The following is a 25,746-nucleotide window of genomic DNA, read 5'->3' as shown; positions in this document are numbered from 1 at the left end:
GGTTTTGATTTTTTAGTGCGTTTTTTCCAAAAGAATTTCTTAACCAAAAATCCTATGGCTATAGCTAAAGAAAGATAAACTAATATTTGTTGCATATCCATATTCTAAAAATATATTCCAGTTCCTAAAGTTACAAAATTATAATTTGGTGAAGCAATTTTTAAATGCTCATATCCAAAAGAGAAGAAATAATTCTTTTTGTGATATTTTCCTCTTAGCTCAAATGAATTTACGGGTAAGCCGTTTATTCTACACCATAACATAGCGGTATTAAAGCTGATGTTTTTGATGATGAAAGCATCGGCATTTAAGCCGTATGAAAAGCCAACTTTTTGCACATCATTTGCTACATAAGTTGCACCAAGTGTCCATCCAAAATTGAATTTTTTAAATCGAATTCTATCATAAGCCAAATTAAATTGAAATAATGAAAGATTGGAGAATTGGTTTGTAAATAAATTTTTCTCTAATAATTCACGATAATCAGCTTGTAAATAAAAGTATTGAAACGGTCTAATCTTTGCTTTTAAGTGATTTCCTAATAACTTGTTACTACTGTAAAGAAAATGATTTTCAACATCAAATCGCATTATATTGCCAATTTCTATGCTGTCATTATCATTTTGAAAATTTCCTGATTCACCATCAAAATAAGGATATTTAGAAAGCGGATTGTAAAGATGTTCTTCTGAATTATAATCACCTATAGTGGAATAAAAACTCACAAATAAAAATCCTTCTACAAATAAACCAACTAATCCATAATCATCTGAAGAACTTCTAGAAGAACTAGATGTATTGCTTCTTGTCCCAGAAGAACTACTTGAACTTCCCGATTTTAATTCACTTTTAGATTTATCAACTTTTTGTGAAAACGAACTATTTAAAGTTAAGATTGCAACTAAAGCGAGTAGAAATTTTTTCATCGATTTTGTTTTATAAAAACAATCAAAAAGTATGCCTTTTATTTTAAAACTTGATATGCAATTAATGCTGTTATGTAGGCAAATCCACTCATGAAAACCAATTGTATTATTGGCCATTTCCAAGAATTAGTTTCTTTTTTAACAATGGCTAAAGTAGAAATACATTGCATAGCAAACGCATAAAATAGCAACAATGAAATTCCTGTAGCAAAATTGAATATTTTCTTACCCGTTTCAGGATGTACTTCTGCAGCCATACGATTTTTTATGGTTGTTTCTTCTTCGCTATGACTTCCAACACTGTAGATTGTTGCCAATGTTCCAACGAAAACTTCACGAGCAGCAAAGCTGCTAACTACTGCAATACCTATTTTCCAATCATAACCAAGAGGTTCAATCATTGGTTCAATAGTTTTTCCCATAAAACCGATATACGAGTTTTCTAATTTGAAAGAGTTTACTTGGTCTTCAAATTCTTCTGCAGTTATTGTTTTATGTTGGTTTTGTTTTGTGATTATTTTTTCAGCATTATTAAAATCATCGCTTAATCCGTGAGAACCTAAATACCATAAGATTACTGACAAAGCTAAAATGATTTTTCCAGCACCCGTAACAAACGCTTTTGTTTTTTCTAATACATTTATTCCAACATTTTTAATCATCGGAATTTTATAACTTGGCATTTCAACTACGAAGTATGATTTGCAGTTTAATTTTAATAATTTATTAAGCAAGTAAGCCGAAAAAACTGCCATTCCAAATCCTAATAAATACAATGCCATTAGGGTTAGTCCTTGTAAACTTAAGAATCCTAGAACTCTTTTTTCAGGGATAATTAGTGAAATTAATATAGCATAAACAGGTAACCTTGCCGAACAAGTTGTAAAAGGTGTAACTAAAATAGTTATAAGTCTTTCCTTCCAATTTTCAATATTTCGAGCACTCATAATTGCCGGAATAGCACAAGCAGTTCCCGAAATTAAGGGTACAATACTTTTTCCAGACAAGCCAAATCTTCGCATGATTTTATCCATTAGGAAAACCACACGACTCATGTAGCCACTTTCTTCTAAAACAGAAATAAATAAGAACAAAAAGGCAATTTGGGGAATAAAAATAACAATTCCGCCAATTCCTGGAATTAATCCTTCGCTAATTAAATTGGTAAATTCTCCTGCCGGTAAATGTTGTTTAGCAAGTGAACTAAAATTAGCAAAAGTTTCATCAATGAAATCCATAGGAATGCTACTCCAGTCAAATAAAAACTGAAATATTAGCATTAATATTCCGAAGAAAATAACGTAACCAAATATTTTATGAGTTAAAACACGATCTATTTTTGCTCGAATATCGGTTGCTTTAGATTGATCGATTTTTTGACCAATTTTTAGTGTATCGTTAATGAATTGGTAGCGTTTGATGGTTTCTTTTTGTTGCAAACGCTTTAAATCGGCATGCGATTTTGTAAACGAACTCTTAATTTCGTTTCGTTCTAAATTTAAAAAGTTAACATCTTGCGTTATTACCAACCAAAGTTTGTATAACAACTGATTTGGGAATGCTCTTCTTAAATTATTAAAGTAATCTGGATCTATCGAAGAAGCATGCAAACAAGGTTCGGTAGAAATATTTTGATAGTTAAGAATAAGTTCTTTTAAATAATCAATTCCAATTTTTTTACGCGAACTAATTAAAGCAATCTTCGTTTTTAGTTCTTTTTCTAAAACTGGAATATCCAATTCAATACCTTTCAATTTCATTCTATCCGCCATATTAATGACTAAAATGGTCGGAATTTCTAAATCTTTAATTTGGGTAAAAAGGAGTAAATTTCGTTTTAAGTTTTCCACTTCGGTCACCACAACGGCAACATCTGGAAAATCTTCGTCGTTTTTGTTGAGTAATAATTCAATCACTACATTTTCGTCAATCGAACTGGCATTTAAGCTGTAAGTTCCGGGTAAATCGATGATTTTTGCCTTTATGGTTTCGTTTAATTTACAAACGCCTTGTTTTTTTTCAACGGTGATTCCTGGGTAATTTCCCACTTGTTGATTCAATCCTGTTAATTCATTAAAAACCGATGTTTTGCCCACATTTGGGTTTCCAATTAAAGCAACTTTGATAGGATTTTTACTCATGAGAATTACATTTTGGTAACCGTGATTTCTTTAGCCGTTTCTAATCGAATGGCTACATGCGAATCATTTACGTTAAAATACAAAGGATCGCCTAAAGGCGCAATTTGAATTAAAGTAATGGAATTTCCAGGTAAACATCCCATTTCTAAAAGCTTTAGTGGGATTTCATCTAGATTGATGGAGGTTATTTCGGCAACTTCTCCAATTTTAAGTTCGGAAGAACTAATTTCCATTTCCTTATTTAGATTGAATTAAAATACAAAAGTAAAAATTATAATTGTACTAATCTTGATATTTATCAACTTTAATAAAATATTTTGTTTTTATAGTCTTATTGATTTTCACAAAGCCACAAAATATCTTCTAAAAGTTGTTGCATGTTTTTAGTTTTTGGATCGTTGGTAGGTTGGTCTAAGTTAGTACCATCATAAAACCCTCTTATCCTTTTGTTTTTGTCAACAAGAATAAAATTTTCAGTGTGCACCATATCATATAGTTCTTCAGGTTTTCCTGTTTTGACTGCTAAATAGGATTTTCGTGCTAAATAATAAATGTCTTTTTTGTCTCCAGTTACTAAATTCCAACGCGAATCATCAACTCCTTTTTCAATAGCATATTTCTTTAGAACTTCTGGCGTGTCAATATCAGGAGTAACAGAAAACGATAGTAATTTGACTTTAGGATTGTTTTTTAATTGACCTTGTAACCAAACCATATTATTGGTCATTTTAGGACAAATAGTAGGGCAAGTAGTGAAAAAGAAATCGGCTACGTATATAGTATTCTCATAATCTTTTTGAGTGATTAATTTTCCATTTTGATTCGTAAAAGCAAAGTCTGCAATTTTATGATCATTGCCAATATGTTGTACTGTAGAATCAACTAACTCAGGATTTATATCCCTTGGAGAATATATTGGGAGTGTTTTTTTTGGACTAAGCAAAGAGTAAATTCCGAAATAAATCCCAATAGAAAGTATTGAAAAAAACAGAATAAATTTTTTATATGGTTTAAGGAATACTAACATAAAAATTTTTTTCAAAAATAATGATAATTCAAAAGTAATTGGTCATAATTAACCGTTATACAGTTGTTAAAATTCGAATAAGTTAATTTTCTTCGTTATCTTTGTGAGATTATCTTCAAAATATATAGTTTTATGATTAAAAATTACCTGATTGTTAGTTTATTGTGTTCCTTTTTAGGATTTTCACAATTTAATCCTACAGCTCCGTGGATGAGTGAAATAAACACTACTAAAAAAGGAGAAACTACTATTGATGAATTAGTTACTGCTTTTAATCAATATTGGTTAACGCATGATAAAAACGTAAAAGGTTCTGGTTACAAGCCTTTTATGCGTTCAGAGTTTCATTGGAGAAGCTTCACAAACGAGCAAGGTTATATTCAATCTTCAGAAGAATTTTGGAACGCTTGGAGACAAAAAAATCAATCTAAAGCGAATAGACGTACAACGATGTCTTTGCCTGTTAGTAACTGGCAACCTGTTGGACCATTTACACATACCAATACAGGTTCTTGGTCTTCAGGGCAAGGAAGAGTAAACATTGTTCATGTTGATCCTTCAAATCCTAGTACTATTTATTTAGGCGCTCCAGCAGGTGGTATATGGAAATCAACAAATAATGGTTCTACATGGACACCACTTACTGATGAATTGCCTCAAATTGGGGTTTCTGGTATTGCGGTAGATTATTCAGATTCAAATACAATTTATATTGCAACCGGTGATAAAGATGCTGGAGACTCTTATTCGGTTGGGGTTTATAAATCAACTGATGGAGGAGCAACATGGAACCCAACTGGAATTATGGGCACAACAACAAATCCATCAAGAGCTGGAGATATTTTGATTCATCCTACAAATAATCAAATGCTTTGGTGTGCCACTAATAATGGAATTTATAGAACAACAAATGCAGGAGCAACATGGTCGAGAGTGAGACTAGGAGATTTTTCTCAGGGAAGTATTAGATTAAAACCAGGTGATCCAAATACAGTTTATGCGGTTTCAAATAATGTTTTTTATCGTTCTACAAATGGTGGTTCCTCATTTACTCAAGTATCAACGGGATTACCAACTAATTCAAGTAGATTACTTTTAGATGTAACGCCAGCTAATGCGAATTATGTTTATATTTTAAGTGCTGCAACTGGTGGTGGGGATTTTCAGGGAATCTATCGCTCAACAGATGGAGGAACAACTTTTACAGCAAGAAATACAACAACTGATGTTTTTGAATCTAATCAATCTTGGTATGATTTAGCTTTAGCAGTTTCACCTACAAATGCAGAAGAGATTTATACAGGCTGTTTGAATGTTTGGAAATCTGTTAATGGAGGAACTTCGGCTACAAGACTTAATAACTGGAGTAATCCAACAGGACCATCTTATACACATGCTGATATTCATTACTTAGGATTTCACGGAACAAGATTGTTTGCAGGAACCGATGGAGGAATTTATGTTTCAGATAACAATGGTAGCAATTTTACAGACTTAACAGCTGGTGCTCAAATCAGTCAATTTTATAGAATAGCAGTGTCAAAACAATCTTCAGCAAATATGGTTGGAGGATTACAAGATAACGGCGGACATGCCTACAGTGGAGGACAATGGAAAAATTACTATGGAGCTGATGGAATGGACACTGCAATTAATCCAAACAATCAAAACCAATATTATGGGTTTATCCAAAATGGAGGAACATTATATATAAGTAATTCAGCTGGTGACGCTATTACAGGCTCGGTAACATCGCCTGCTAGCGGAAATTGGATAACACCCTTAACAGTGAATAGTTCAGGAGAATTATTTTCAGGTTTTGATGGGTTATATAAACTAGTTGGAACAAGTTGGACAATTCAAAATGTTGATCCATTAGGTTCTGGAAATCTAGAAGTAATTTCGGTAGATCCTTCTAATGATGATATCATGTATGTTGCAAATGGTTTGGGTTTATATAAAAGTACAAATCGTGGAATAAACTTTACAAATGTGTATAATTCACCTAGTGGTAGTATAGAATCAATAAAAGTACATTCTTCAAATAGCAATATTGTTTATTTAGTTACTGGTGGTAGTACAGGACTTGTATTAAAATCTACAGATGGAGGTGTTATTTTTAGTGATATATCTGATGGACTTCCTTCTATAGGGAAAAATTGTATCGTTCACCAAGGAAGAAATACAGATAATCCATTGTATTTGGGAACAACTTTAGGTGTTTATTACCGTGATGATTCAATGTCACAATGGGAACCATTTGATACCAACTTACCAAATGTTTCGGTACGTGATTTAGAAATCAATTTAGAAGATGCTAAATTAATTGCGGCTACTTACGGAAGAGGAGTTTGGGAAACAGCAATTCCTGTTCAATTAGTGTCTGATGATGTTAAGTTTATTGCTATTGAAAATCCAGGTATCAACATAAATTGTGATAATAATGTTGTGCCTCAAATTCAAGTTAAGAATAATGGTTTAAATAATATAAATTCTGTAGCAGTTAGTTATACTATTGATGCTACTCCTTATAACTATAATTGGAACGGAACAATTTTATCGAATGAAACAGTAACTATCGATTTGCCAGTAGTCATGTTATCAAGAGGAATGCATTCTATGAGTGTAACAACTACAACAGCAAATGATACTTATCCAGATAACAACCAAGGGAGTGCTTCATTTTATATCAATGATGCAGGTACAATTGGTGTTACAAATCCATTTACTAATGCAACAGATGCTTTAATTTCTTACAAAGAAGGAGCTTCAGGCGCACAATGGTTAAGAACAGTAAGAACAGATGGTTTAACATCTTCAGGAAATACAGTTTATTCTACTAATTCAAATGGGAATTATCCGAATAATACAAAAGCTTATTTAGTTTCTCAATGCTACAACTTGTCAAATGTGATTAATCCACAAATAAGTTTTGCAATGAAATATGATCTTGAACAAAATTGGGATATTGCTTATGTAGAATACTCTACAAATTTTGGAGCTTCATGGTCTGTTTTAGGCACAATGGGGGCAACATGGTACAATAGCGATAGAACTTCTGCAACAGCTGGGAATGATTGTTATAACTGTCCTGGTGCGCAATGGACAGGTTCAAATACGACTTTAACAACATATAGTTATCCTTTAAATGCATTGAACTCAGAGACTAATATAATTTTTAGAATTGTATTCCACTCGGATCAATCAGTCGATGGTTTAGGAGTTAATGTAGATGATTTTTTAATTGACGGTACTCTTTCTAATCAAAATTTTGATTTGCAAAATATAGTATTGTATCCAAATCCTTCAAAAGGAATTTTCAATTTAGCAGTTGGTACAAATGAAGTTTCTGCAATTGAAGTTTATGATTTAACTGGAAAAATTGTAGTGTCTAAAAACGATTTAGGTATTTCAAATGGTGAAATTCAATTGAACATGTCTTCAGTAGCGCAAGGTGTTTATTTTGTGAAAATTACTGCTAATAACCAATCAATAGTTAAAAGAATTATTAAAGAATAAACTATGAATAAATCAATTTTAAACGGAGGTTTAAGCTTGCTTGTTCTTTCGCTTGCAATTTCATCTTGTAAGTCAGGTAAGGAGGCAACTTCACAAAAACAATCTATAGGGATAAACACTAGTTTTATGGATAAAAAAGTGAATCCTGCAGACGATTTTAACCGTTATGTAAATGGAACTTGGTTAGATAAAACCGAAATTCCTGCTGATAGAACGCGTTGGGGTAGTTTTGATGAACTTCGAAAAAACACTGATGATGATGTAATGGCGATCTTAAAAGAAGCTATTAATGATAAAACCATCGATCCAAATTCCGATCAAGCAAAAGCAATTAATCTATACAAAACAGTTCTAGATACTGTTAGTAGAAATAAAGCTGGAATTGATCCTTTAAAACCATATTTGGCAAAAATCAATAACGTAAAGAATGCTGACGAATTAGTAGCCTTATTAGCTGAGATGGAACCAGAAATGGGATTAGGTTTCTTTGGAAGTTATATTGGAGCTGATGCAAAAAACAGTAACAAAAACGTAATTTATGTAGGAACAGGTAGCCTTGGTTTACCAGATAGAGATTATTACGTTTCAGATGCACCAGACAACAAAGAAAAGCGTGAAAAATATATTGCTCACGTATCTAGAATGTTACAATTCATTGGTGAGTCTGCAGCAACTGCTAATGACAATGCTAAGAAAATTTTAGCTTTAGAAACTAAAATGTCAACAGCTACTTTAGATAGAGTAGAACGTAGAGACAGAAGAAAAACGTATAACCCAATGAGTTTTGCTGATTTACAAAAATTAGCTCCAACTGTAAAATGGGAGGCATATTTTCAATCTGTTGGTATCGGAAAAGTAGATTCTTTAGTTGTTTCACAACCAAAATATTTACAAACGGTTGAAACTATCTTAAAAGATAACCAAGTAGAAGATTGGAAAGCCTACATGCGTTGGACAGCTTTAAGAGGTTCTGCAGGTTTACTTTCAACTGAAATCGAAAATGCAAACTTTGATTTCTACGGAAAAACCTTAACTGGAGCTGTGAAACAACGTCCAGCTGAAGAAAGAGCATTGGCAACTGTTAATGGAAGATTAGGTGAAGCATTAGGGAAATTATATGTTGCTAAAAAATTCCCGCCAGAAGCAAAAGCAAAAGCGCAAGCTATGATTGCTAATGTTATGAAAGCTTTTGATAACAGAATTGACAATTTACCTTGGATGACAAAAGTAACTAAGGAAAATGCAAAAATAAAATTGAATAAATTTCGTGTGAAAATTGGTTATCCAGACAAATGGAAAGATTATTCAGCTTTAGTGGTAAAATCTCCTGAACAAGGCGGAACTTATTTTGATAATTCAAGAATGTATGCGAAATGGAGTCACATGAAAAATCTTGAGAAATTAGGTAAACCTGTTGATAAAGAAGAATGGGGAATGTCGCCTCAAACGGTAAACGCTTATTTCAGTCCTACAAACAACGAGATTGTTTTCCCAGCGGCTATTTTACAACCTCCTTTCTACGATTACAAAGCTGACGAAGCGGTAAATTATGGTGGAATTGGTGCCGTAATCGGACACGAAATTTCGCACGGATTTGATGATTCTGGTTCAAGATATAATGCAGACGGAAATTTAGTTAACTGGTGGAGTGAAGACGATTTAAAACAATTCACTACATTAGGAAGTGCTTTAGCAGACCAATATTCAGCATTAGAACCACTGCCAGGAATTTTTGTTGATGGTAAATTCACTTTGGGTGAAAACATCGGAGATTTAGGTGGTGTTAATGCAGCATTTGATGGTTTACAAATTTACTTGAAAGAAAATGGTAATCCTGGTTTAATTGACGGATTTACTCCAGAACAACGTTTCTTCATTTCTTGGGCAACCATTTGGAGAAGTAAAATGCGTGATGAAGCAATTAAAAACCAAGTAAAAACGGATCCACATTCACCTGGAATGTATCGTGCTTATGTGCCGTTACAAAATGTTGAAGCGTTCTACAAAGCGTTTAATATCTTACCACACAACGGTATGTATTTACCTTATGAGAAACGTGTGAAAATTTGGTAATCAAATTCGAAATACAATCAAATCCCATCTTTTTAGGTGGGATTTTTTATTTCTTCTTAATTGCTCGATTTACAATATAAAGACCAACAATCGTGATTGTTCCTCCAATAATAATCGCGGTAGTTAAAGGTTCATTGAATAGCAAATAACCAAAAAACAACGCCACCATTGGATTAATGTACGCATATAAACTACTAATCTCAGTCGGTAAGTTTTCTAATGCATAAATAAAAGCAATAAAGGTTAATACCGAACCAAAAACTACTAAATATCCAATCGACCACCAAGAAATGGCCGGAATTTCATTCAGCGGAACCGAAGTGCCATTTAATCCAATTACACTCGAAATCACAATACTCGAAATCAACATTTGCAATCCTAAACTGAAATACGGATTGAAATTCGTTTTATTTTCTTTGATATAAATAGAAGATAATGCCCAGGTAAACGTAGCAATCACGGAAAGTAAAATTCCAAATCGGAATTCGGGTTCTAAGAAATCGTTGAGATAATCGTAGAAAATAACGCAAATACCACCAAAAGCAACAATCAAACCTACAACTGCTTTCCAAGACGTTTTTTGTCCTCGAAACAAGCTGATAATTACTATCCAAAGTGGAAAAATGGAGCCAATAATAGCACCTAAACCACTCGAAATATATTTAACGCCCCAAGTGCTCAAACCGTTGCTCAGCATGAAATTTAGCACACTCAAAACAAAAATATTGCGCCATTGTCTTTTGTTTGGCCAAGGGTGTTTTTTAATTATAAAATATAGCAGATAAAGTGATCCACCAAAAAGCTGACGAAGTGCTACTAATTGCATTGGCGGCATATATTTAACACCTTCTTTAGATGCAATCCAGGTGGTTCCCCAGAAAAAGCTTATCCAAATAAGAGCTAAAATGGGTAAACCAATCGCATTTTTCTTTTGTTGAATGTAATTATGAAAAACACTAAAATAGGCCATAGCTAAATTTCTTTTTGGAACAAATAACCTAAAATGGTTTCCACTTTTTTACTGGAAATTATTTTTCCTATTGATTCCGAATTTTCTACAAAGGTAGGTAATGGTAAATTTAGAATTTCGGCTTTTTTGTGATAATATTCTTTTCGTGTAGGATGTTGAGGTGCAACAGCATTGAAGGTTTCGTTCCAGTTGTCAGACTGAGCTTGTCGAAGTCCTTTATCAATTAAAGTTTCAATAATTCCAATACAATCTTCTCTCTGAATCATGTTTATAGGGGCATCTGGATTTTCAACATTGGTTTTCCCAGCCAAAAATTTTATAGGATGACGATCATCTCCAAGTAAACCACCAAAATGAATTACTGTAGTTTTAAAATGCGGATTCGATTGTAAAAGAGTTTCGGCAATTACTAATTGCTTGCCACTTTCGGTGTCAGGATTTGGTTTTGTTTCTTCTGTAATTTCGACAATTGGAAAACTATCACCATATACTGAAGTCGAGCTTACGAATATAACTTTCTGAATTCCTGATTTTTCGATATAGGGAATCAAAGTTTTGATTTTATTTACAAACGTCATTTCACTAGAAGACGAAATTTCTCTTCTCAATCCAGGTGGAATATCAATCACTAAAACATCGGTTTCTTTCAGAAAATCTTCCATATTTCCAATGATTTGATGTTCCTCCAATTGAATTTGGTAAGGCAATATCCCAGCATTTTTCAACACCTCTAATTTACTTTCCGAAGTCGTAGAACCTTTTACTTCGTAACCTTTTGAAAGCAATGATTTGGCTAAGGGTAAACCCAGCCAACCGCAGCCGAGTATGGCAATCTTTTTTCTTTCTTTTTTCATCTATTTTCTTAACTATCTTTCTTCACCAACATATAAAAATCGTCTTCCAAAGCACGATACCCTTGATCGTACAAAAAGAAATACGTGTTGCCAGTTTTGGTTTGTAATATGCTTGTGAAAAACTCAAAATCGAAACCTTTGCTTAGCAATTTAGTTTTGGTAGTTTTTGATTTTTCTTCCGGGTTTAGCTCACAAAGTATACGGTAATTTTTACGCAATTTGTTGTTAATGTTGCGCATTAAATTGTTCTGGTCTTTGTTCATTTTGTTGTTGTACGCATTGCGGCAGCCATCCGAACAAAACTTTTTGTCTTCGCGACCAATGATTTTATCGCCACATTCTAAACAGGTTTTACTCATGACTTACTTCTTAAAATTAAATTTCATTTCCTTGCCGCTTTCTTCAAAAACCACGTAAAGATTAATTTCGTTATCCGAAATTTTCTCAAAAGTAAATTTGTCAAAATAAGCATGCGTTGGGGTGACTTTTACCAATTCGAAATTTTCACTTACTTCCGCTTTTTCCCAACCTTTTAAATCCACATCAAAATGTTTGAGTTGTAATAAAAGGGTTTTGTCTTTTTCAATAATATGTCCTAATTCATAAAAAACAACTTTTTCGTCCACTACTAGTTTAAAATTAAACATCATAGTATTACCAATAGGTTCGCTCCAAGTTTCTTGACAAATGCCACCTAAAGCTTCGCCTGTCCAATTTCCAACAATCCATTTTACATCTTGCAAAGTGGCTTTTGGCGAACCTTTTTCATCGTTATAATTTAAAGTGTTTTGGGCAAAACCCAAAGTTGTGAATAATAAAAATACAACTAACTTTTTCATAATTATTTTCTGGATAAATGAGATTCTGAACCGAGTTCAGAATGACAAAATTGAATTATTTATTTTTTTTAAGTTGGTACAAGTCATCTCGACGATCTTTCATTGTTCGAACACTTCCGTGTTCGTGTAATTCTTTTAATAAATCGATGTCAACATCAACAATTAATGTCATTTCTGTATTTGGCGTAGCTTCTGCTTTTATTCCGTTACTTGGGAATGCAAAATCGGAAGGTGTAAATACCGCTGCTTGTGCATACTGAATATCCATGTTGTTTACCTTTGGTAAGTTTCCAACACAACCAGCAATAGCAACATAGCATTCGTTTTCAATAGCACGCGCTTGAGCACAATGTTTTACTCGTGTATAACCGTTTTGTGTATCGGTTAAAAAAGGCACAAACAAAATATTCATTCCTTCATCAGCCATTAATCTTGATAATTCTGGAAATTCTACATCATAACAAATCATGATTCCAATTTTACCACAATCGGTATCAAAAGTTTGAATGGTATCGCCACCTGTAATTCCCCAATGAAACACTTCGTTTGGTGTAATGTGGATTTTGCGATACATTTCATTTGTTCCATCTCGTTTACATAAAAAACCTACGTTATATACATGTCCGTTTTCGATAAAAGGCATACTTCCGGTAATGATGTTGATGTTATATGAAATAGCAAATTCTTGAAATTTTGAACGAACAGCTTCAGTATGGCGGGCCAATTCTCGAATTGCTTCTGCTTCTGACAAATGATTGTAATCGGCCATTAAAGGTGCGGTAAAAAACTCAGGGAAAAGAGCAAAATCACTACCATAACCCGAAACGGCGTCTATAAAAAATTCGGCTTGCTCAAACAACGCATCTAAATTTCCTAGCGAACGCATTTGCCATTGAATTAGACCCAAACGAACAATACTTTTTTCTGTATTTATCAATTTTGGACTATCATCATAATAAATATTATTCCATTCTAATAAAACAGCATATTCTTGCGATTCTACATCGCCTTCTAAATAATTTTTAAGCACTCGAACTTCGTGGAAATCATTACTCAATTGGAAGGACAAAACAGGATCGTAAATCTCTTTCTTTTTTACTTTTTCAATATAAATTTTTGGTGTTATTTCGTCTTTATATTTCCCGTAGTTCGGAATTCTACCAGCAAAAATGATGGATTTTAAATTCAATTGCTCACACAATTCTTTTCTTACATCATATAATCGTCTTCCCAATCGTAATCCACGATATTGCGGATTTATAAAAACATCTATTCCGTATAAAACTTCTCCGTCTGGGTTATGTGATTTGAAAGAATAATTTGCAGTAATCGCTTTGTAGGTTCTTGTTTTAAAAGCAAAATCTTCAGTTACTAAAAGCGATAAGGCGGAGCCTACTACAACTCCGTCAACAACAATAACTAGTTGTCCTTCTGGAAATTTTTCTAGTAAAAGTTCAATTTGATCTTCTTTCCAAAATGAATCCATCATATCAGGATACGATTCAATCATGGATTTTTTTAATTCTTTGTAATCTTCTATTTTAAGATTACGTAATTCGATAGACTTAATATTTGTTGGCATATATAATTGATTTTCAACAAATATAGTAAAAATAAATTCCGTTTACAAACGCTTACAAATATTTACAACCGAAATTAAGTGACTAAATACCGAATAACGTTTTTTTGTTGCCCCATCTTTGCACTGTCGAAATGAACGAAACAATTCAAAAAACAAGTTCAATTTCAAAAATCAATTTTATTAATAATTTAAATTTTACACGCCATGAAAAACAGAGTACAATTAATCGGACACGTAGGACAAGAACCTGAAGTTAAAAACTTAGAAGGAGGAAAAAAATTAGCTAACATTTCTATTGCAACTAATGATGTATATTACAAAGACAATGGAGATAAAGTTGAAAAAACAGAATGGCACCGAGTTACTGCTTGGGGAAAAACAGCTGAAATAATTGAAAAATATGTAGTAAAAGGAAAAGAAATTGCTATCGACGGAAAACTTACAACAAGAAGTTACGATGACAAAGACGGAAACAAACGTTATGTAACTGAAATTGTAGCAAATGAAGTTTTGTTGTTGGGTAAATAATGCATTGTATTTCTCTTAAAAGAGCTCTAGAAATTCTAGGGCTTTTTTATTTTGATTGAAATTTCAATTATTTATCAACACTAAAACGTTTTCGTAATCAATGGGATTTTTTAATTATAATTAAAAATTTAACTTTATTTTACTAAAATCGTAATTATGAAAACAAAAATTTACAATTTATGCATTCTTTTGTTTCTTTTGTTCTTTTCGGTTCGGAGTTATTCGCAAGTTGGAATAAACACTTCTTCGCCATTAAGTACGTTAGATATCAACGGAAATTTATCTGTTAAAACTATAACAGTAAATGGGACAAATACAGGTGGAGGAGGAACAGCCGCACTTTTAGATGATGGAGTTTATATTTCGGTAAGACCTTTAGCGACAGATGACAAATTTCAGTTACCAAACCCAACATTAGTGCCTGGACGGGTTTACATTATTAGAAATATTCAAAATACTGTAACAGCTCAGTTAACAACAACCTCTGGAATGTTTTTTCCTAAAAACTCAACAACTGGGAGTTCAAATTTATATATGTACGAAGGTAATCTAAGAACGGTTATCGTAATAAGTGACGGAGTAAATTGGACTTACATAAATTAGGAATTCATTGCATTTTGTAATTCTTCTACAAACAATCCCATGTGGTAACCATCAATTAAACCATGGTGCGCAAATACCCCCAGCGCCATTGTTTTCTTCCCGTTTTCAGATATTAATTTTCCAAAAGAAACTTTTGGGCAACTGTCTTCAACTTTTAGATTTCTAGAATGTGTTAGTCCAGTGAAATTAATCCATGGAACGGCAGAAAAATGAATAATATTTTCAGGATATTCTCGAGTTAAAATTCCAGTAGTGTTTTGAATTCTCTCCACTTCTTTTTGAACTCTTTTGTTGAATTCATTTATATCTTCATGAAACTCGATATATGAAAAACCAAATGTTTTATCGTCTCTCATAATCGTAGCTGAAACATCAATTTGGTCATACACAAACACTTTTTCACCTTCAATTCGATATCTAAAATTTTCAATTTTATTTACTGCTGCTAACGTTTTATGAAGGTAATACACAAAGAAAGAAATCTGCATCTCTTTAGCTTTTTGATAAGCAATTGTACAATCTATATTGCTTGTTGTACCAAAGAAAGGCTCATCAAAAGCAGAAAAAAAATGAAAATGTTCTTTTCTATTCCAGTTGGCAATATCTAGTTCTCTTTTCATTTTAGCAGAGGTAAAATTTCGGTAATATTGGTAAACGATTTGAAGTTTTCATGTTGAATTTCAAAATCAATTTTCTCATATTCCCAAGTTGTATGATAAGGAATGTGAATACCAAATCCACCAATATTTAAAACAGGTAAAACATCCGATTTTAACGAATTTCCAATCATTAAAAAATCTTCAGGTTTACATTCCAAACGGCCCAACATTTTTGTGTAATCCAATTCGGTTTTGTCGCTTAATACTTCAATATGATGAAAATAATGTCCAATTCCCGAATCGTGTAATTTACGATGTTGGTCTTTTAAATCGCCTTTAGTAGCAACTACCAATTTATAATTTCCTTTTAGCTCATCTAGAACTTCGGTTACATTTGGCAATAATTCAACTGGCTTTTGAAGTAAATCTTTACCAATGGTTAAAATTTGTTCGATTCCTTTACCAGAGATTTGATGATTAGTCAGCTGTAAAGCGGTTTCAATCATGGATAATGTAAACGCTTTTATTCCGAAACCATACAAAGGCAAGTTTTTTACCTGATGATTTAATATTAAACCTAAAATTTCTTGGCTTGAAGCATAATCTTGAAACAATACGCAAAAGCGCTCTTGAGCCTCATCAAAATAAGGTTCATTGTGCCACAAAGTGTCATCTGCGTCAAATGCGATTGTTTTAATATTTTTCATTTAGTTTATAGTTGCACCATTAATTACACCTTCAGCATCTGGGTTTACAAAAACTAATTTTCCTTCTGCATTATTTGTCATTAAAATCATACCAGCACTTTCTACACCACGTAACGCTCTTGGTGCAAGGTTGGCTAAAACAGTAACGCGTTTTCCAATAACTTCTTCTGGTGAAAAATGCTCTGCAATTCCAGAAACAATGGTTCTAACATCGATTCCTGTATCTACTTTTAAAACCAACAATTTATTTGCTTTTGGCATTTTTTCTGCTTCTAAAATAGTTCCAACACGTAAATCTAGTTTTGTAAAATCATCAAAAGTAGCTACTTCTTTTTGAGGTTCCGCTTTTGCGTTTTCCGCTTTATTGGCATTTTTAGTTGCCTCCAATTTGTCTAATTGTTTTTGAATTGTTTCGTCTTCGATTTTTTCAAACAAAATTTCAGCTTCATTTATTTTATGACCAGCTTTAGTTAGATTCCAATCATTAAAATCTAAATTCCAGTTATTTAAATTGATGTTTAAAATTCGAAGTAATTTTTTAGATGTAAAAGGTAAAAAAGGCTCAGAAAGTATGGCTAAAACAGAAGCAATTTGCAATGCTACATACATTTGTGTTTTAACACGTTCTGGATTTTCTTTTATCATTTTCCAAGGCTCTTCGTCGGCTAAATATTTATTTCCTAAACGAGCCACATTCATCATTTCTCCTAATGCTTCTCTAAAACGGTAGCGTTCTATTGAAGAAGAAATAACACTTGGATATAATTTTAATTCATTTAAAACATTCAAATCTACTTCAGAAAACTCGTTTGGAGTTGGTACAATTCCGTCGTAGTATTTGTTTGTTAATACAACAACTCTATTAATAAAGTTTCCATAAATAGAGGCCAATTCGTTATTGTTTCTCGCTTGAAAATCTTTCCAGGTAAAATCGTTGTCTTTTGTTTCAGGTGCATTTGCTGTTAATGCATAACGAAGTGAATCTTGTTTTTCTGGGAAATCGATTAAATATTCGTGTAACCAAACTGCCCAGTTTTTTGAAGTTGACAATTTGTTTCCTTCTAAATTTAAAAACTCGTTAGCTGGAACATTATCTGGTAAAATATAACTTCCTTCAGCTTTTAACATCGCTGGGAAAATAATACAATGGAATACAATATTATCTTTTCCGATGAAGTGAACCAATTTAGTATCTTGATCTTTCCAATATGGCTCCCAATCTTTCCCTTCGCGAGCAGCCCATTCTTTTGTAGCCGAAATATATCCGATAGGCGCATCAAACCAAACGTATAATTTTTTTCCTTCAGCACCTTCAACAGGAACGTCAATTCCCCAATCCAAATCACGTGTTACTGCTCTTGGTTCTAAACCACCATCAACCCAAGATTTTACTTGTCCGTAAACATTTGGTTTCCAGTCGTTTTTATGACCTTCTAAAACCCATTCTCTTAAGAAAGATTCGTATCTGTCTAAAGGTAAAAACCAGTGTTTTGTTTCTCTTAAAATAGGTGTTTCACCTGTTATAGTTGATTTAGGATTAATTAAATCAGTTGCGTTTAAAGTAGAACCACATTTTTCACATTGGTCACCATAAGCTTCAGGATTATCGCACTTTGGACAAGTTCCAGTAACAAAACGGTCTGCTAAAAATTGGTTTGCTTTTGCATCGTATAATTGTTCCGTTGTTTCTTCAATAAAATCGCCTTTATCGTACAGTTTTCTGAAGAAATCAGCAGCAGTTTTATGATGAATTTCTGATGATGTTCTTGAATAATTATCAAAAGAAATGTCGAAATCTTTAAATGATTGACGGATAATTCCATCGTATTTATCAATTACTTGTTGAGGCGTAATACCTTCTTTTTTTGCTTTCATTGAAATAGCAACTCCATGTTCGTCGCTTCCGCACATAAAAGCTACATCTTTACCTTGTAAACGTAAATAACGTGCATAAATATCGGATGGAACATAAACACCTGCTAAATGGCCAATGTGAATTGGTCCGTTTGTATAAGGTAAAGCAGCAGTAATTGTATATCTTTTTGGATTTTCTAACATATCATCTTAAAATTTGATGCAAAAATAGTGAACAATTTTATCTTAATTCTTATCTAGAAATACTTTTAGTGAATCTTTCGATAAAAATATTGATTAAAATACCAAAACATAAAAAACAAAGCGGTAAGAATGGAATATACCAAACGATAAAATTGAGATGGTAATGAACGTTAGAATGTTGGATAAATAAGAAAAACCAAGACAATGGTGCAATTATTGAAAACCAAGTTGTAAAAACAATGGCTTTGTGTTTTTTAAAATCAATTTTTAAAAGAAAAAGACTTGTGATAAAAATTAAAATTAAAAGAAGTACAAAAGGTACACTTGGTTTTATCCAAGAAAATGCATCGCCAGAAAGGTATTTAATCAAAATTTGGACATACATATTGTTTGAAATTTCGGCAGTTTTGCCTTCGATTACAACGCTAGCAGTTCTGGTGTTATAAGAATACAAAATATGATTGATTCCTTCGGAAAAACTCCCTTTTAAATATTTTAGTTGTAGTAATAAAACAAACATTTCAACTAGTATTCCGGTGATAAGAACAATTCCTGTTTTAAAACCAAAAAGAAGAAAATCGTTTATTTTTTTATGGTTTTTTATGTAGTTGAAAACAATTGGTGCGTAAACCGCAATTAAGGTTGTGGTAATGTATTCAAATCCATTAAAAAAACATTTTAAAAAGATGCTAATAAAGGTTAAAAGAAATATTTTTCTAGGATTTGATTTGAAAAATTCCAGCGCTAACAACATGGTTAAAAATGGAATGTAAAAAGCCCAAAGACACCACCACAAACTTGAAGTAAAAAGCCAAATCCAACTAGAAATTGCAACAAAAAACAACATAACCAAACTAGGAATTACTCCGAAATTTCTCTTGCACCAACCTATAAAAATGCTAAAAATAAAAGCATTTAGCAGTAAAGTAAAGTTTTTAAGAATTTCAAAATTGGTAACTAAATCAAAAGGAGAAATTTTATTGAAAGTTGCATATGCTATTCCTTGTCCGCCAGTTTGCGAATTGTAGGTATAAAACGCTTTGTAGTTTTCTCTTTCGGTTTTGTTCTTCAATAACTTAAATTGGTTGATAGAGTTTTGTTTGAATTCTTCGTCTTCCAAATCTGTTTTTAGCATTCCTGGTAAACCCGAATACGATAAAATTCCCGATCTTTCACTTTCTATTAATCTACCAGTTATAAGTGATTCCGACACATAATCGTATGGAATTCCATCTTCAGTATTGTATTTAAAAAAGCAAAATAGAGTTATAGTCGAAAAGAAATACAACCAATATTTTTTTAAGAAATTCATTTATTGTTGAGGAGTATTTGTTATGAAAATTCATCAAAAATAATCGTTTAGTGACGAAATTTCGAATTTTAATTCGATTTTGTTTACTTTTGAGTTAATAAAATCTTACTATGTATAGATTTATACTTGTATTAATTTTAATAACAAACTTTTCTCATTCCCAAAAGAAAATGAAAATTCCACCTTATTTAAAAAAAGGCGACACGGTTGCTATTGTGTGTACAGCACGTAAATTTTTTCCTGAAGAAGCAAAACCTGCAATAGAATTATTAGAATCTTGGGGTTTAAAAGCCAAATTAGGAAGAACTATTGGTTTAGATAGTTGTCAACTTGGCGGAACAGATGCTGAACGAACAGCCGATTTTCAGGAAATGATGGACAACGATAATATTAAAGCAATTTGGTGTGCTCGTGGCGGTTATGGAACGGTGCGAATTATAGATTCTTTAGATTTTACCAAATTTAAAAAGCATCCAAAATGGATAATGGGTTTTTCAGATGTTACAGTTTTACATAGTCAATTAAATGTAGAACGAGTGGCTACTTTACATTCCATTATGCCATTTACAGTTCCAAAGGCACCAGAAGAAGTTAAAGAAACTTTACGTAAAGCGATTTTTGGTGAAACAATTTCGTATTTGGTTCCATCAAAGTCATACGATATTAAAGGAAAAGCTTCTGGAGAATTGGTTGGTGGAAATATTTCAATTTTATATAGTTTATTAGGTTCCAAATCATCGATAGATACTAATGGTAAAATTCTATTTATTGAAGATTTAGACGAGTATTTGTATCATATTGATAGAATGATGTACAATTTAAAACGCAATGCTTATTTCAAAAATGTAAATGGAATTATTGTGGGAAGCATGGCCGATATGCACGATAATGAAATACCATTTGGGCAAAATGAAGTGCAAATTATTACAGCTATTGCAAAAGAATATAACATTCCAATTGCTTTTGAGTTTCCTGCAGGACATCAAAGAGATAACCGAACATTAGTTTTAGGAAGCCAAGTGGAATTTGAAGTAAACGAAAAAGAAGTAATTTTGTTATTCAAATAAAAGATTGCTTCGTAAACTCGCAATGACATGGCTGAACATAACGATTTAGGAAAACTTGGAGAAGAATTAGCGGCCGACTATCTTGAAAAAAACGGTTATGACATTTTAGAAACCAATTGGATTTTCGACAAAGCAGAAATCGACATAATTGCTCAAAAAGATGCCGTTTTAGCAGTTGTTGAAGTTAAAACTCGTTCAAGTTTGGAGTTCGGTTCGCCTCAAGAATTCGTTAAACCTAAGAAGATACAATTGTTGGTTAAAGCTGTAAATGAATATATTACGCAAAATGACTTGGAAGTTGAGGTGCGGTTTGATATTATTTCCATTTATAAAGAAAATGGAACCTTCCAAATAGAGCATATAGAGGAAGCCTTTTATTATTTTTAATGTTAAATTTATAACAAATTGTTTTTTATTTGTATATTTACCCCATACAAACAACAAAATTAAACATGAAAACGATTTCATCAGTAGTAGAACAATATATAAAATCGAAACCTTTTTTATTAAGTTCGCTTTCACAAGGTATTATAAATTTAACTTCTTTGGCTCGTATTATGATGCCAGAATTAGAAGCACATTTAGGTAAAGATGTTAAACAAGGAGCTGTAGTAATGTCTTTAAAAAGACTTTCAGAAGAGCTTGATTTTAAAATCAACTACAAGATTTCTAAAGTATTAAAAAACATTGGTGAAATTACAGTTCGTTCTTCATTAACCGATTTTACCTATACAATATCAGATACACTTTTAGATAATCAAGCAAAACTGATTTCTGAAATTAACAAACAACAGGATATTTTCTATACTTCATCTCGTGGGGTAAATGAAACAAATATTGTAACAAGTACTTCTGTTGACCATATTGTTGAAGCAATTTTCAAAAATGAAAAACTTACTCATAAAATAGAGAATCTTTCTTCTATAACAGTTAAGCTGCCTCAAGAAAACATTTCAACGCCTGGGGTTTATTATTATATTTTTCAAAGATTAGCGTGGGAAGGAATAATTATTCACGAAGTAATTTCAACTACAAATGAGTTTACGATTATTGTAAGTGATGACCAAATTGATGTTGCTTTCAAAGTTATAAAAGACCTTAAAAATGTGTTTGACTAACAAAAAGTCTACTATTTTTTTTCACATCAAAAAAAGAAACGTATTTTTACCATTCTATACATACTAAAAAGCAATTTTAGTAGTTAAAGACAAAAACGTTTTTTACTTTGAAAAGATCTATATTAAAATACTCTTTTACAGTTGGTTTTATCTTTATTTTAATAGCGTGTTCTGTTAGAAAAGATAAATTTATTAACCGTAATTTTCATGCTGTTAACACAAAATATAATGTTTTATACAATGGTTATTTAGCATTAGATAAAGGGTTAGAAGATTTAAAGACTACTTACCAAGATAATTTTTGGGAAATATTGCCTATTGAAAGAATGCCTGAAAATGAAGAGGCAATGTTGCCAGGGCAAACCAAAAATCAAAATTTTGAACGGGCTGAAGAAAAAGCGGTAAAAGCTATTCAAAAACATTCTATGAATATTGCTGGTACCGAAAAAAATCCTCAAATGGACGAAGCTTATTTGCTTTTGGCAAAAGCACGTTACTACGACAATCGTTTTATTCCATCACTAGAAGCTTTAAATTACATTTTATACAAATATCCTTTAAGCGATCGTATTTATCATGCTAAAGTTTGGCGCGAAAAAGTAAATATTCGATTAGATAATGATGATATTGCTATTAAAAACCTTAAAAGACTTTTAAAGGATAAAAAAATTGAAGGTCAGGATTTAGCAGATGCTAATGCCATGTTAGCTCAAGCTTACATGAATGTTCAGGTTAAAGATACTGCAATTGCCGCTTTAAAAGTAGCAAAAGAAGAAACTAAAAGTAACGAAGAAAAAGCGCGATATACTTTTATTTTAGGTCAGTTATATGAAAGTCTTGAATATAATGACAGTGCTTATGCTGCATTTCAGGAAGTAATTGATATGAATAGAAAATCTCCAAGAAGATATGTTATTCAGGCACATGCAAAACAAGCGAGTCAGTTTGATTATGCAAAAGGAGATACTTTAGTTTTCACTGAGAAGTTCAACAAACTTTTAGAAGATAGAGAAAACCGACCTTATTTAGATGTTCTTAATCATCAAATGGGAATTTTTTATGATAAACTTGGTTTAAACGAAAAAGCCAAAAAATATTATAATAAATCAATAAAATTACTTTCTCAAGATAAATATCTAGTTTCCTCAAATTATAGAAATCTTGGTGAAATTTTCTTTAGAGAAGCAAATTATAAAACTGCTGGTAAGTATTATGATAGTACTTTATTACGTTTAGATGATAGAACTCGAGAATATCGTAAGATTAAGAAAAAAAGAGACAATTTAGACGACGTAATCAAATATGAAACTATTGCACAACAAAACGATAGTATTTTGAAAGTTGTTGCCATGAGCGATTTGGATAGAAAATCGTATTATGAAAATTATATTACTAATTTAAAGATTGAAGACGAGAAGAAAGCTAAAATTGCTGCCGAAAAAGCAGAGAAAGAAGCAAATATTCAAGCAAGTTTAAATAATAATAACAATAGTGATATTTCTCCAAAAGGTGGAAAAACTCTTGGAAAAATTGATGCAACAGATAACAACATAAAAAATGCTTCAATGTTGCCACCAGGAATGGGTGTGGGTACTGATAATTCTAATTTTTATTTTTATAATCCAGTAGCTGTTGATTTTGGAAAAAAAGATTTTCAAAACAATTGGGGAAAAAGATCGTTGAAAGACAATTGGAGATGGTCTTCCGATAAAGGAAATATAAACGACTTCAAAGATGATAATCAAAAAGATACAGATGCTCTTAAAGATTCAACTGTTGTAGTTGAAAATCCTAAATACGATACAGGTTTTTATTTGAAGCAAATCCCAACAGATAAAAAACTGTTAGATAGTTTAACTAAAGATCGTGATTTTGCTTATTACCAATTAGGATTAATATACAAAGAAAAATTTAAAGAATATGAATTGGCCGCTTCTCGTTTGGAGCAGTTATTAAAAAACAAGCCTGAAGAACGTTTGGTGCTTCCAGCAATGTACAATTTGTATAAAATTTATCAGCAAATTTCGCCTTCAAAAGCCGCAGAAATGAAGCAACAAATTTTGTCTCAATATCCTGATAGTCGTTATGCCCAAATTTTGAATAACCCCGAAGTAGAAATAATGGATAACGATAATCCAGAATTGGTTTTTAATGCATTGTTCAAGAAATATAACAACAATCAAATAAGAGAAGTGTCAACGGAGTTGGATGAGGCTATTTTTAAATTCGCTGGAGAAGAATCATTGCCAAAATTTGAGATGCTAAAAGCCAAAACAATTGCAAGATTGCAAGGTGTTGAAGAATATAAAAAAGCCTTAAATTTTGTAGCTTTAACCTATCCAAATGCACTTGAAGGAAAAGAAGCTGAAAAAATGGTTCAAATGGAAGTGCCGTTAATTGAAGCGCTTGATTTTGGTTTAGCTCAACCAACAGGTTACAAAATTATTTTTCCTAAGAAGTATCCTTACGATAAAGATGTAAAAAATCTAACCGAAAAAATAGCTAAGTATATCAAAGATACCAATGCAGTTGCTCTAAAAACATCCGAAGATATTTATACGTTAACAGACAACTTTATTGTAATTCATGGTTTTGATAACAAAGATGCAGCAATATCGGTATTGTCGGTACTGCAGCTACATAAAAATTATAAATTAACCGACAAAGTTTACATTATTTCCACGGAAGATTATAAGATTGTACAAATGAAAAAGAAGTTGGAAGAATGGATTTTGTTAAACAAATAAGAACCTCAAATCCCTATTAATATGTTTGAAAAAGAGAAAAATCAAGATCATTTATTAGGAAAAACTAATAGAATAGTAGACGGAACTACTATTACAGGAGATATTACCACTTTCGCCGATTTTCGTTTAGACGGTAAGCTAAAAGGAAATTTCACTTCTGAAGGAAAAATTGTAATTGGTCCAACTGGTGAAGTTATAGGTGATATCGTTTGTAAAAGTATCGACATCGAAGGTATATTTTCAGGAAAGTTACAAGCCGAAGGAATGCTAAATGTAAAATCAAAAGCACATATTACAGGAGAGGTAATTGTTGGTAAATTAGCTGTTGAACCAGGTGCTAGGTTTGAAGCAAGTTGTGAAATGAGAACTCAAACCAAATAATGGACTCCAATAAGAAACAAGCCAATAAATGGTTGGTTTTTATCAATATCCCATTTCAAATGGGATTGATTATTTTTTTAGGAGTTATGTTAGGACAATGGTTAGATGAAAAATTTAAATTAGAAGGTTCAATATTAACAATAATTTTTTCATTATTAGCCGTTTTCACAGCGCTTTACAATGTAATTCGACAGGTTAATAAAATGAGTAATGATAAAAGAGAATGATAAAGAAAATTACACGTTTGTTTGTTTATTTAGTTCCAGTGTCGGTTTTGTTTTACTTCATTCAGGAATTTATTTTAACTACTTTTTTTAATCAAATAGATTTTAAAATAGCAACCCTTTCAATTTATTTGTTTCATTTTTTAACGGTTGCTGTTTCGTATACTTTATTAGTGTTGGTTAATAAGTATTTTTTTCAGCAAACAGGGTATGCTTTTTTAGCGTTTGGAATTGTCAAAATGGGGCTTTCGGTATTCTTTTTAATGCCAGTTATTGATTCTGATATTACTAATAAAATTCCAGATGTATTGTCTTTTTTTATACCCTTTTTCTTGTTTTTATTGATGGAAACTATCTTTTCGGTTAATTTACTAAATAGTTCTGATTTGAAAGAAAACAATTAAAAAGGTTTTTTACCATACTTTTTTTAAAAATTATTATAATATGTTTTCATTTTTTAATTAATAATGT

General features: G+C 31.9%; 24 protein-coding genes. 11 read left to right on the top strand and 13 right to left on the bottom strand.

Annotated elements, in window-relative coordinates:
- Positions 1–104: 104 nt before the first annotated feature.
- The 4 genes from LOS89_RS12530 to LOS89_RS12515 form a co-directional block, all read right to left on the bottom strand.
- The gene (locus LOS89_RS12530; RefSeq protein WP_231835580.1) at positions 105–926 is read right to left on the bottom strand and encodes a hypothetical protein; all 822 of its coding nucleotides are present in this window, start codon (positions 924–926) and stop codon (positions 105–107) included.
- A 38-nt stretch (positions 927–964) separates the two neighbouring features.
- The gene (gene feoB / locus LOS89_RS12525) at positions 965–3,067 is read right to left on the bottom strand and encodes a ferrous iron transport protein B (RefSeq protein WP_231835579.1); all 2,103 of its coding nucleotides are present in this window, start codon (positions 3,065–3,067) and stop codon (positions 965–967) included.
- Positions 3,068–3,072: 5 nt separating this feature from the next.
- Positions 3,073–3,300: a FeoA family protein gene (locus LOS89_RS12520; RefSeq protein ID WP_231835578.1), complete on the bottom strand. Its 228-nt coding sequence runs from the start codon at positions 3,298–3,300 to the stop codon at positions 3,073–3,075.
- Between the two features lie 98 nt (positions 3,301–3,398).
- Positions 3,399–4,094 (bottom strand): SCO family protein, encoded by a 696-nt coding sequence (locus LOS89_RS12515; protein WP_231835577.1) that lies wholly within the window; start codon positions 4,092–4,094, stop codon positions 3,399–3,401.
- 132 nt (positions 4,095–4,226) lie between these two features.
- Between LOS89_RS12515 and LOS89_RS12510 the strand changes: the two genes are divergently transcribed.
- Together LOS89_RS12510 and LOS89_RS12505 are read left to right on the top strand one after the other, a co-directional pair.
- On the top strand, positions 4,227–7,613 hold the full coding sequence (locus tag LOS89_RS12510) for a T9SS type A sorting domain-containing protein (RefSeq protein ID WP_231835576.1): 3,387 nt from the start codon (positions 4,227–4,229) through the stop codon (positions 7,611–7,613).
- 3 nt (positions 7,614–7,616) lie between these two features.
- Complete coding sequence (locus LOS89_RS12505; protein WP_231835575.1) at positions 7,617–9,686, top strand: M13 family metallopeptidase; 2,070 nt, start codon at positions 7,617–7,619, stop codon at positions 9,684–9,686.
- 46 nt (positions 9,687–9,732) lie between these two features.
- On the opposite strand, the gene LOS89_RS12500 is transcribed toward LOS89_RS12505, so the two are convergent.
- Genes LOS89_RS12500 through LOS89_RS12480 form a run of 5 tightly spaced genes read right to left on the bottom strand, consistent with a single transcriptional unit; the run spans position 9,733 to position 13,931 of the window.
- On the bottom strand, positions 9,733–10,656 hold the full coding sequence (locus LOS89_RS12500; protein ID WP_231835574.1) for a DMT family transporter: 924 nt from the start codon (positions 10,654–10,656) through the stop codon (positions 9,733–9,735).
- A 2-nt stretch (positions 10,657–10,658) separates the two neighbouring features.
- Positions 10,659–11,510: an SDR family oxidoreductase gene (locus LOS89_RS12495; protein WP_231835573.1), complete on the bottom strand. Its 852-nt coding sequence runs from the start codon at positions 11,508–11,510 to the stop codon at positions 10,659–10,661.
- Positions 11,511–11,518: 8 nt separating this feature from the next.
- Positions 11,519–11,869: a hypothetical protein gene (locus LOS89_RS12490; protein ID WP_231835572.1), complete on the bottom strand. Its 351-nt coding sequence runs from the start codon at positions 11,867–11,869 to the stop codon at positions 11,519–11,521.
- 3 nt (positions 11,870–11,872) lie between these two features.
- Positions 11,873–12,349, bottom strand: coding sequence for a DUF6265 family protein (locus LOS89_RS12485; RefSeq protein ID WP_231835571.1), 477 nt, complete (start codon positions 12,347–12,349; stop codon positions 11,873–11,875).
- Between the two features lie 55 nt (positions 12,350–12,404).
- Positions 12,405–13,931: a carbon-nitrogen hydrolase family protein gene (locus LOS89_RS12480; protein ID WP_231835570.1), complete on the bottom strand. Its 1,527-nt coding sequence runs from the start codon at positions 13,929–13,931 to the stop codon at positions 12,405–12,407.
- 204 nt (positions 13,932–14,135) lie between these two features.
- Between LOS89_RS12480 and LOS89_RS12475 the strand changes: the two genes are divergently transcribed.
- Positions 14,136–14,459 (top strand): single-stranded DNA-binding protein, encoded by a 324-nt coding sequence (locus LOS89_RS12475; protein ID WP_231835569.1) that lies wholly within the window; start codon positions 14,136–14,138, stop codon positions 14,457–14,459.
- 156 nt (positions 14,460–14,615) lie between these two features.
- The gene (locus LOS89_RS12470) at positions 14,616–15,062 is read left to right on the top strand and encodes a hypothetical protein (protein ID WP_231835568.1); all 447 of its coding nucleotides are present in this window, start codon (positions 14,616–14,618) and stop codon (positions 15,060–15,062) included.
- Here the strand turns inward: LOS89_RS12470 and LOS89_RS12465 are convergent.
- Genes LOS89_RS12465 through LOS89_RS12450 form a run of 4 tightly spaced genes read right to left on the bottom strand, consistent with a single transcriptional unit; the run spans position 15,059 to position 19,738 of the window.
- Positions 15,059–15,682: a chloramphenicol acetyltransferase gene (locus tag LOS89_RS12465; protein WP_231835567.1), complete on the bottom strand. Its 624-nt coding sequence runs from the start codon at positions 15,680–15,682 to the stop codon at positions 15,059–15,061. The two genes, LOS89_RS12470 and LOS89_RS12465, sit on opposite strands and share 4 nt — an antisense overlap.
- The gene (locus LOS89_RS12460) at positions 15,679–16,368 is read right to left on the bottom strand and encodes an HAD family hydrolase (RefSeq protein WP_231835566.1); all 690 of its coding nucleotides are present in this window, start codon (positions 16,366–16,368) and stop codon (positions 15,679–15,681) included. Before LOS89_RS12460 ends, LOS89_RS12465 begins: the two co-directional genes overlap by 4 nt.
- The gene (gene metG, locus LOS89_RS12455; protein WP_231835565.1) at positions 16,369–18,426 is read right to left on the bottom strand and encodes a methionine--tRNA ligase; all 2,058 of its coding nucleotides are present in this window, start codon (positions 18,424–18,426) and stop codon (positions 16,369–16,371) included.
- 49 nt (positions 18,427–18,475) lie between these two features.
- The gene (locus LOS89_RS12450) at positions 18,476–19,738 is read right to left on the bottom strand and encodes a hypothetical protein (RefSeq protein WP_231835564.1); all 1,263 of its coding nucleotides are present in this window, start codon (positions 19,736–19,738) and stop codon (positions 18,476–18,478) included.
- Positions 19,739–19,908: 170 nt separating this feature from the next.
- Here LOS89_RS12450 and LOS89_RS12445 point away from each other — a divergent pair, with 170 nt between their 5' ends.
- The 7 genes from LOS89_RS12445 (at position 19,909) to LOS89_RS12415 (ending at position 25,679) form a co-directional block, all read left to right on the top strand.
- Complete coding sequence (locus LOS89_RS12445; RefSeq protein WP_231835563.1) at positions 19,909–20,805, top strand: S66 peptidase family protein; 897 nt, start codon at positions 19,909–19,911, stop codon at positions 20,803–20,805.
- Positions 20,806–20,832: 27 nt separating this feature from the next.
- Positions 20,833–21,192: a YraN family protein gene (locus LOS89_RS12440; RefSeq protein ID WP_231835562.1), complete on the top strand. Its 360-nt coding sequence runs from the start codon at positions 20,833–20,835 to the stop codon at positions 21,190–21,192.
- A gap of 65 nt (positions 21,193–21,257) precedes the next feature.
- Positions 21,258–21,923 carry an aspartate kinase gene (locus LOS89_RS12435; RefSeq protein ID WP_231835561.1) on the top strand — a complete coding sequence of 222 codons (666 nt, stop codon included), beginning with the start codon at positions 21,258–21,260 and terminating at the stop codon, positions 21,921–21,923.
- 107 nt (positions 21,924–22,030) lie between these two features.
- Entirely contained in the window at positions 22,031–24,670 is a 2,640-nt protein-coding gene (gene porW / locus LOS89_RS12430) for a type IX secretion system periplasmic lipoprotein PorW/SprE (RefSeq protein WP_231835560.1), read from the top strand.
- A 21-nt stretch (positions 24,671–24,691) separates the two neighbouring features.
- Positions 24,692–25,051, top strand: a complete 360-nt coding sequence (locus LOS89_RS12425) for a bactofilin family protein (protein WP_231835559.1) — start codon at positions 24,692–24,694, stop codon at positions 25,049–25,051.
- Positions 25,051–25,278, top strand: coding sequence for an AtpZ/AtpI family protein (locus tag LOS89_RS12420; RefSeq protein ID WP_231835558.1), 228 nt, complete (start codon positions 25,051–25,053; stop codon positions 25,276–25,278). Before LOS89_RS12425 ends, LOS89_RS12420 begins: the two co-directional genes overlap by 1 nt.
- Positions 25,275–25,679, top strand: coding sequence for a DUF6168 family protein (locus tag LOS89_RS12415; RefSeq protein ID WP_231835557.1), 405 nt, complete (start codon positions 25,275–25,277; stop codon positions 25,677–25,679). Before LOS89_RS12420 ends, LOS89_RS12415 begins: the two co-directional genes overlap by 4 nt.
- The last annotated feature ends 67 nt before the right edge of the window (positions 25,680–25,746 follow it).

It is taken from the genome of Flavobacterium channae (assembly GCF_021172165.1).
GTDB classification, from domain to species: domain Bacteria; phylum Bacteroidota; class Bacteroidia; order Flavobacteriales; family Flavobacteriaceae; genus Flavobacterium; species Flavobacterium channae.
Note: the sequence above shows the minus strand (reverse complement) of the source record. Positions and strands in the feature narration are given on the sequence as shown.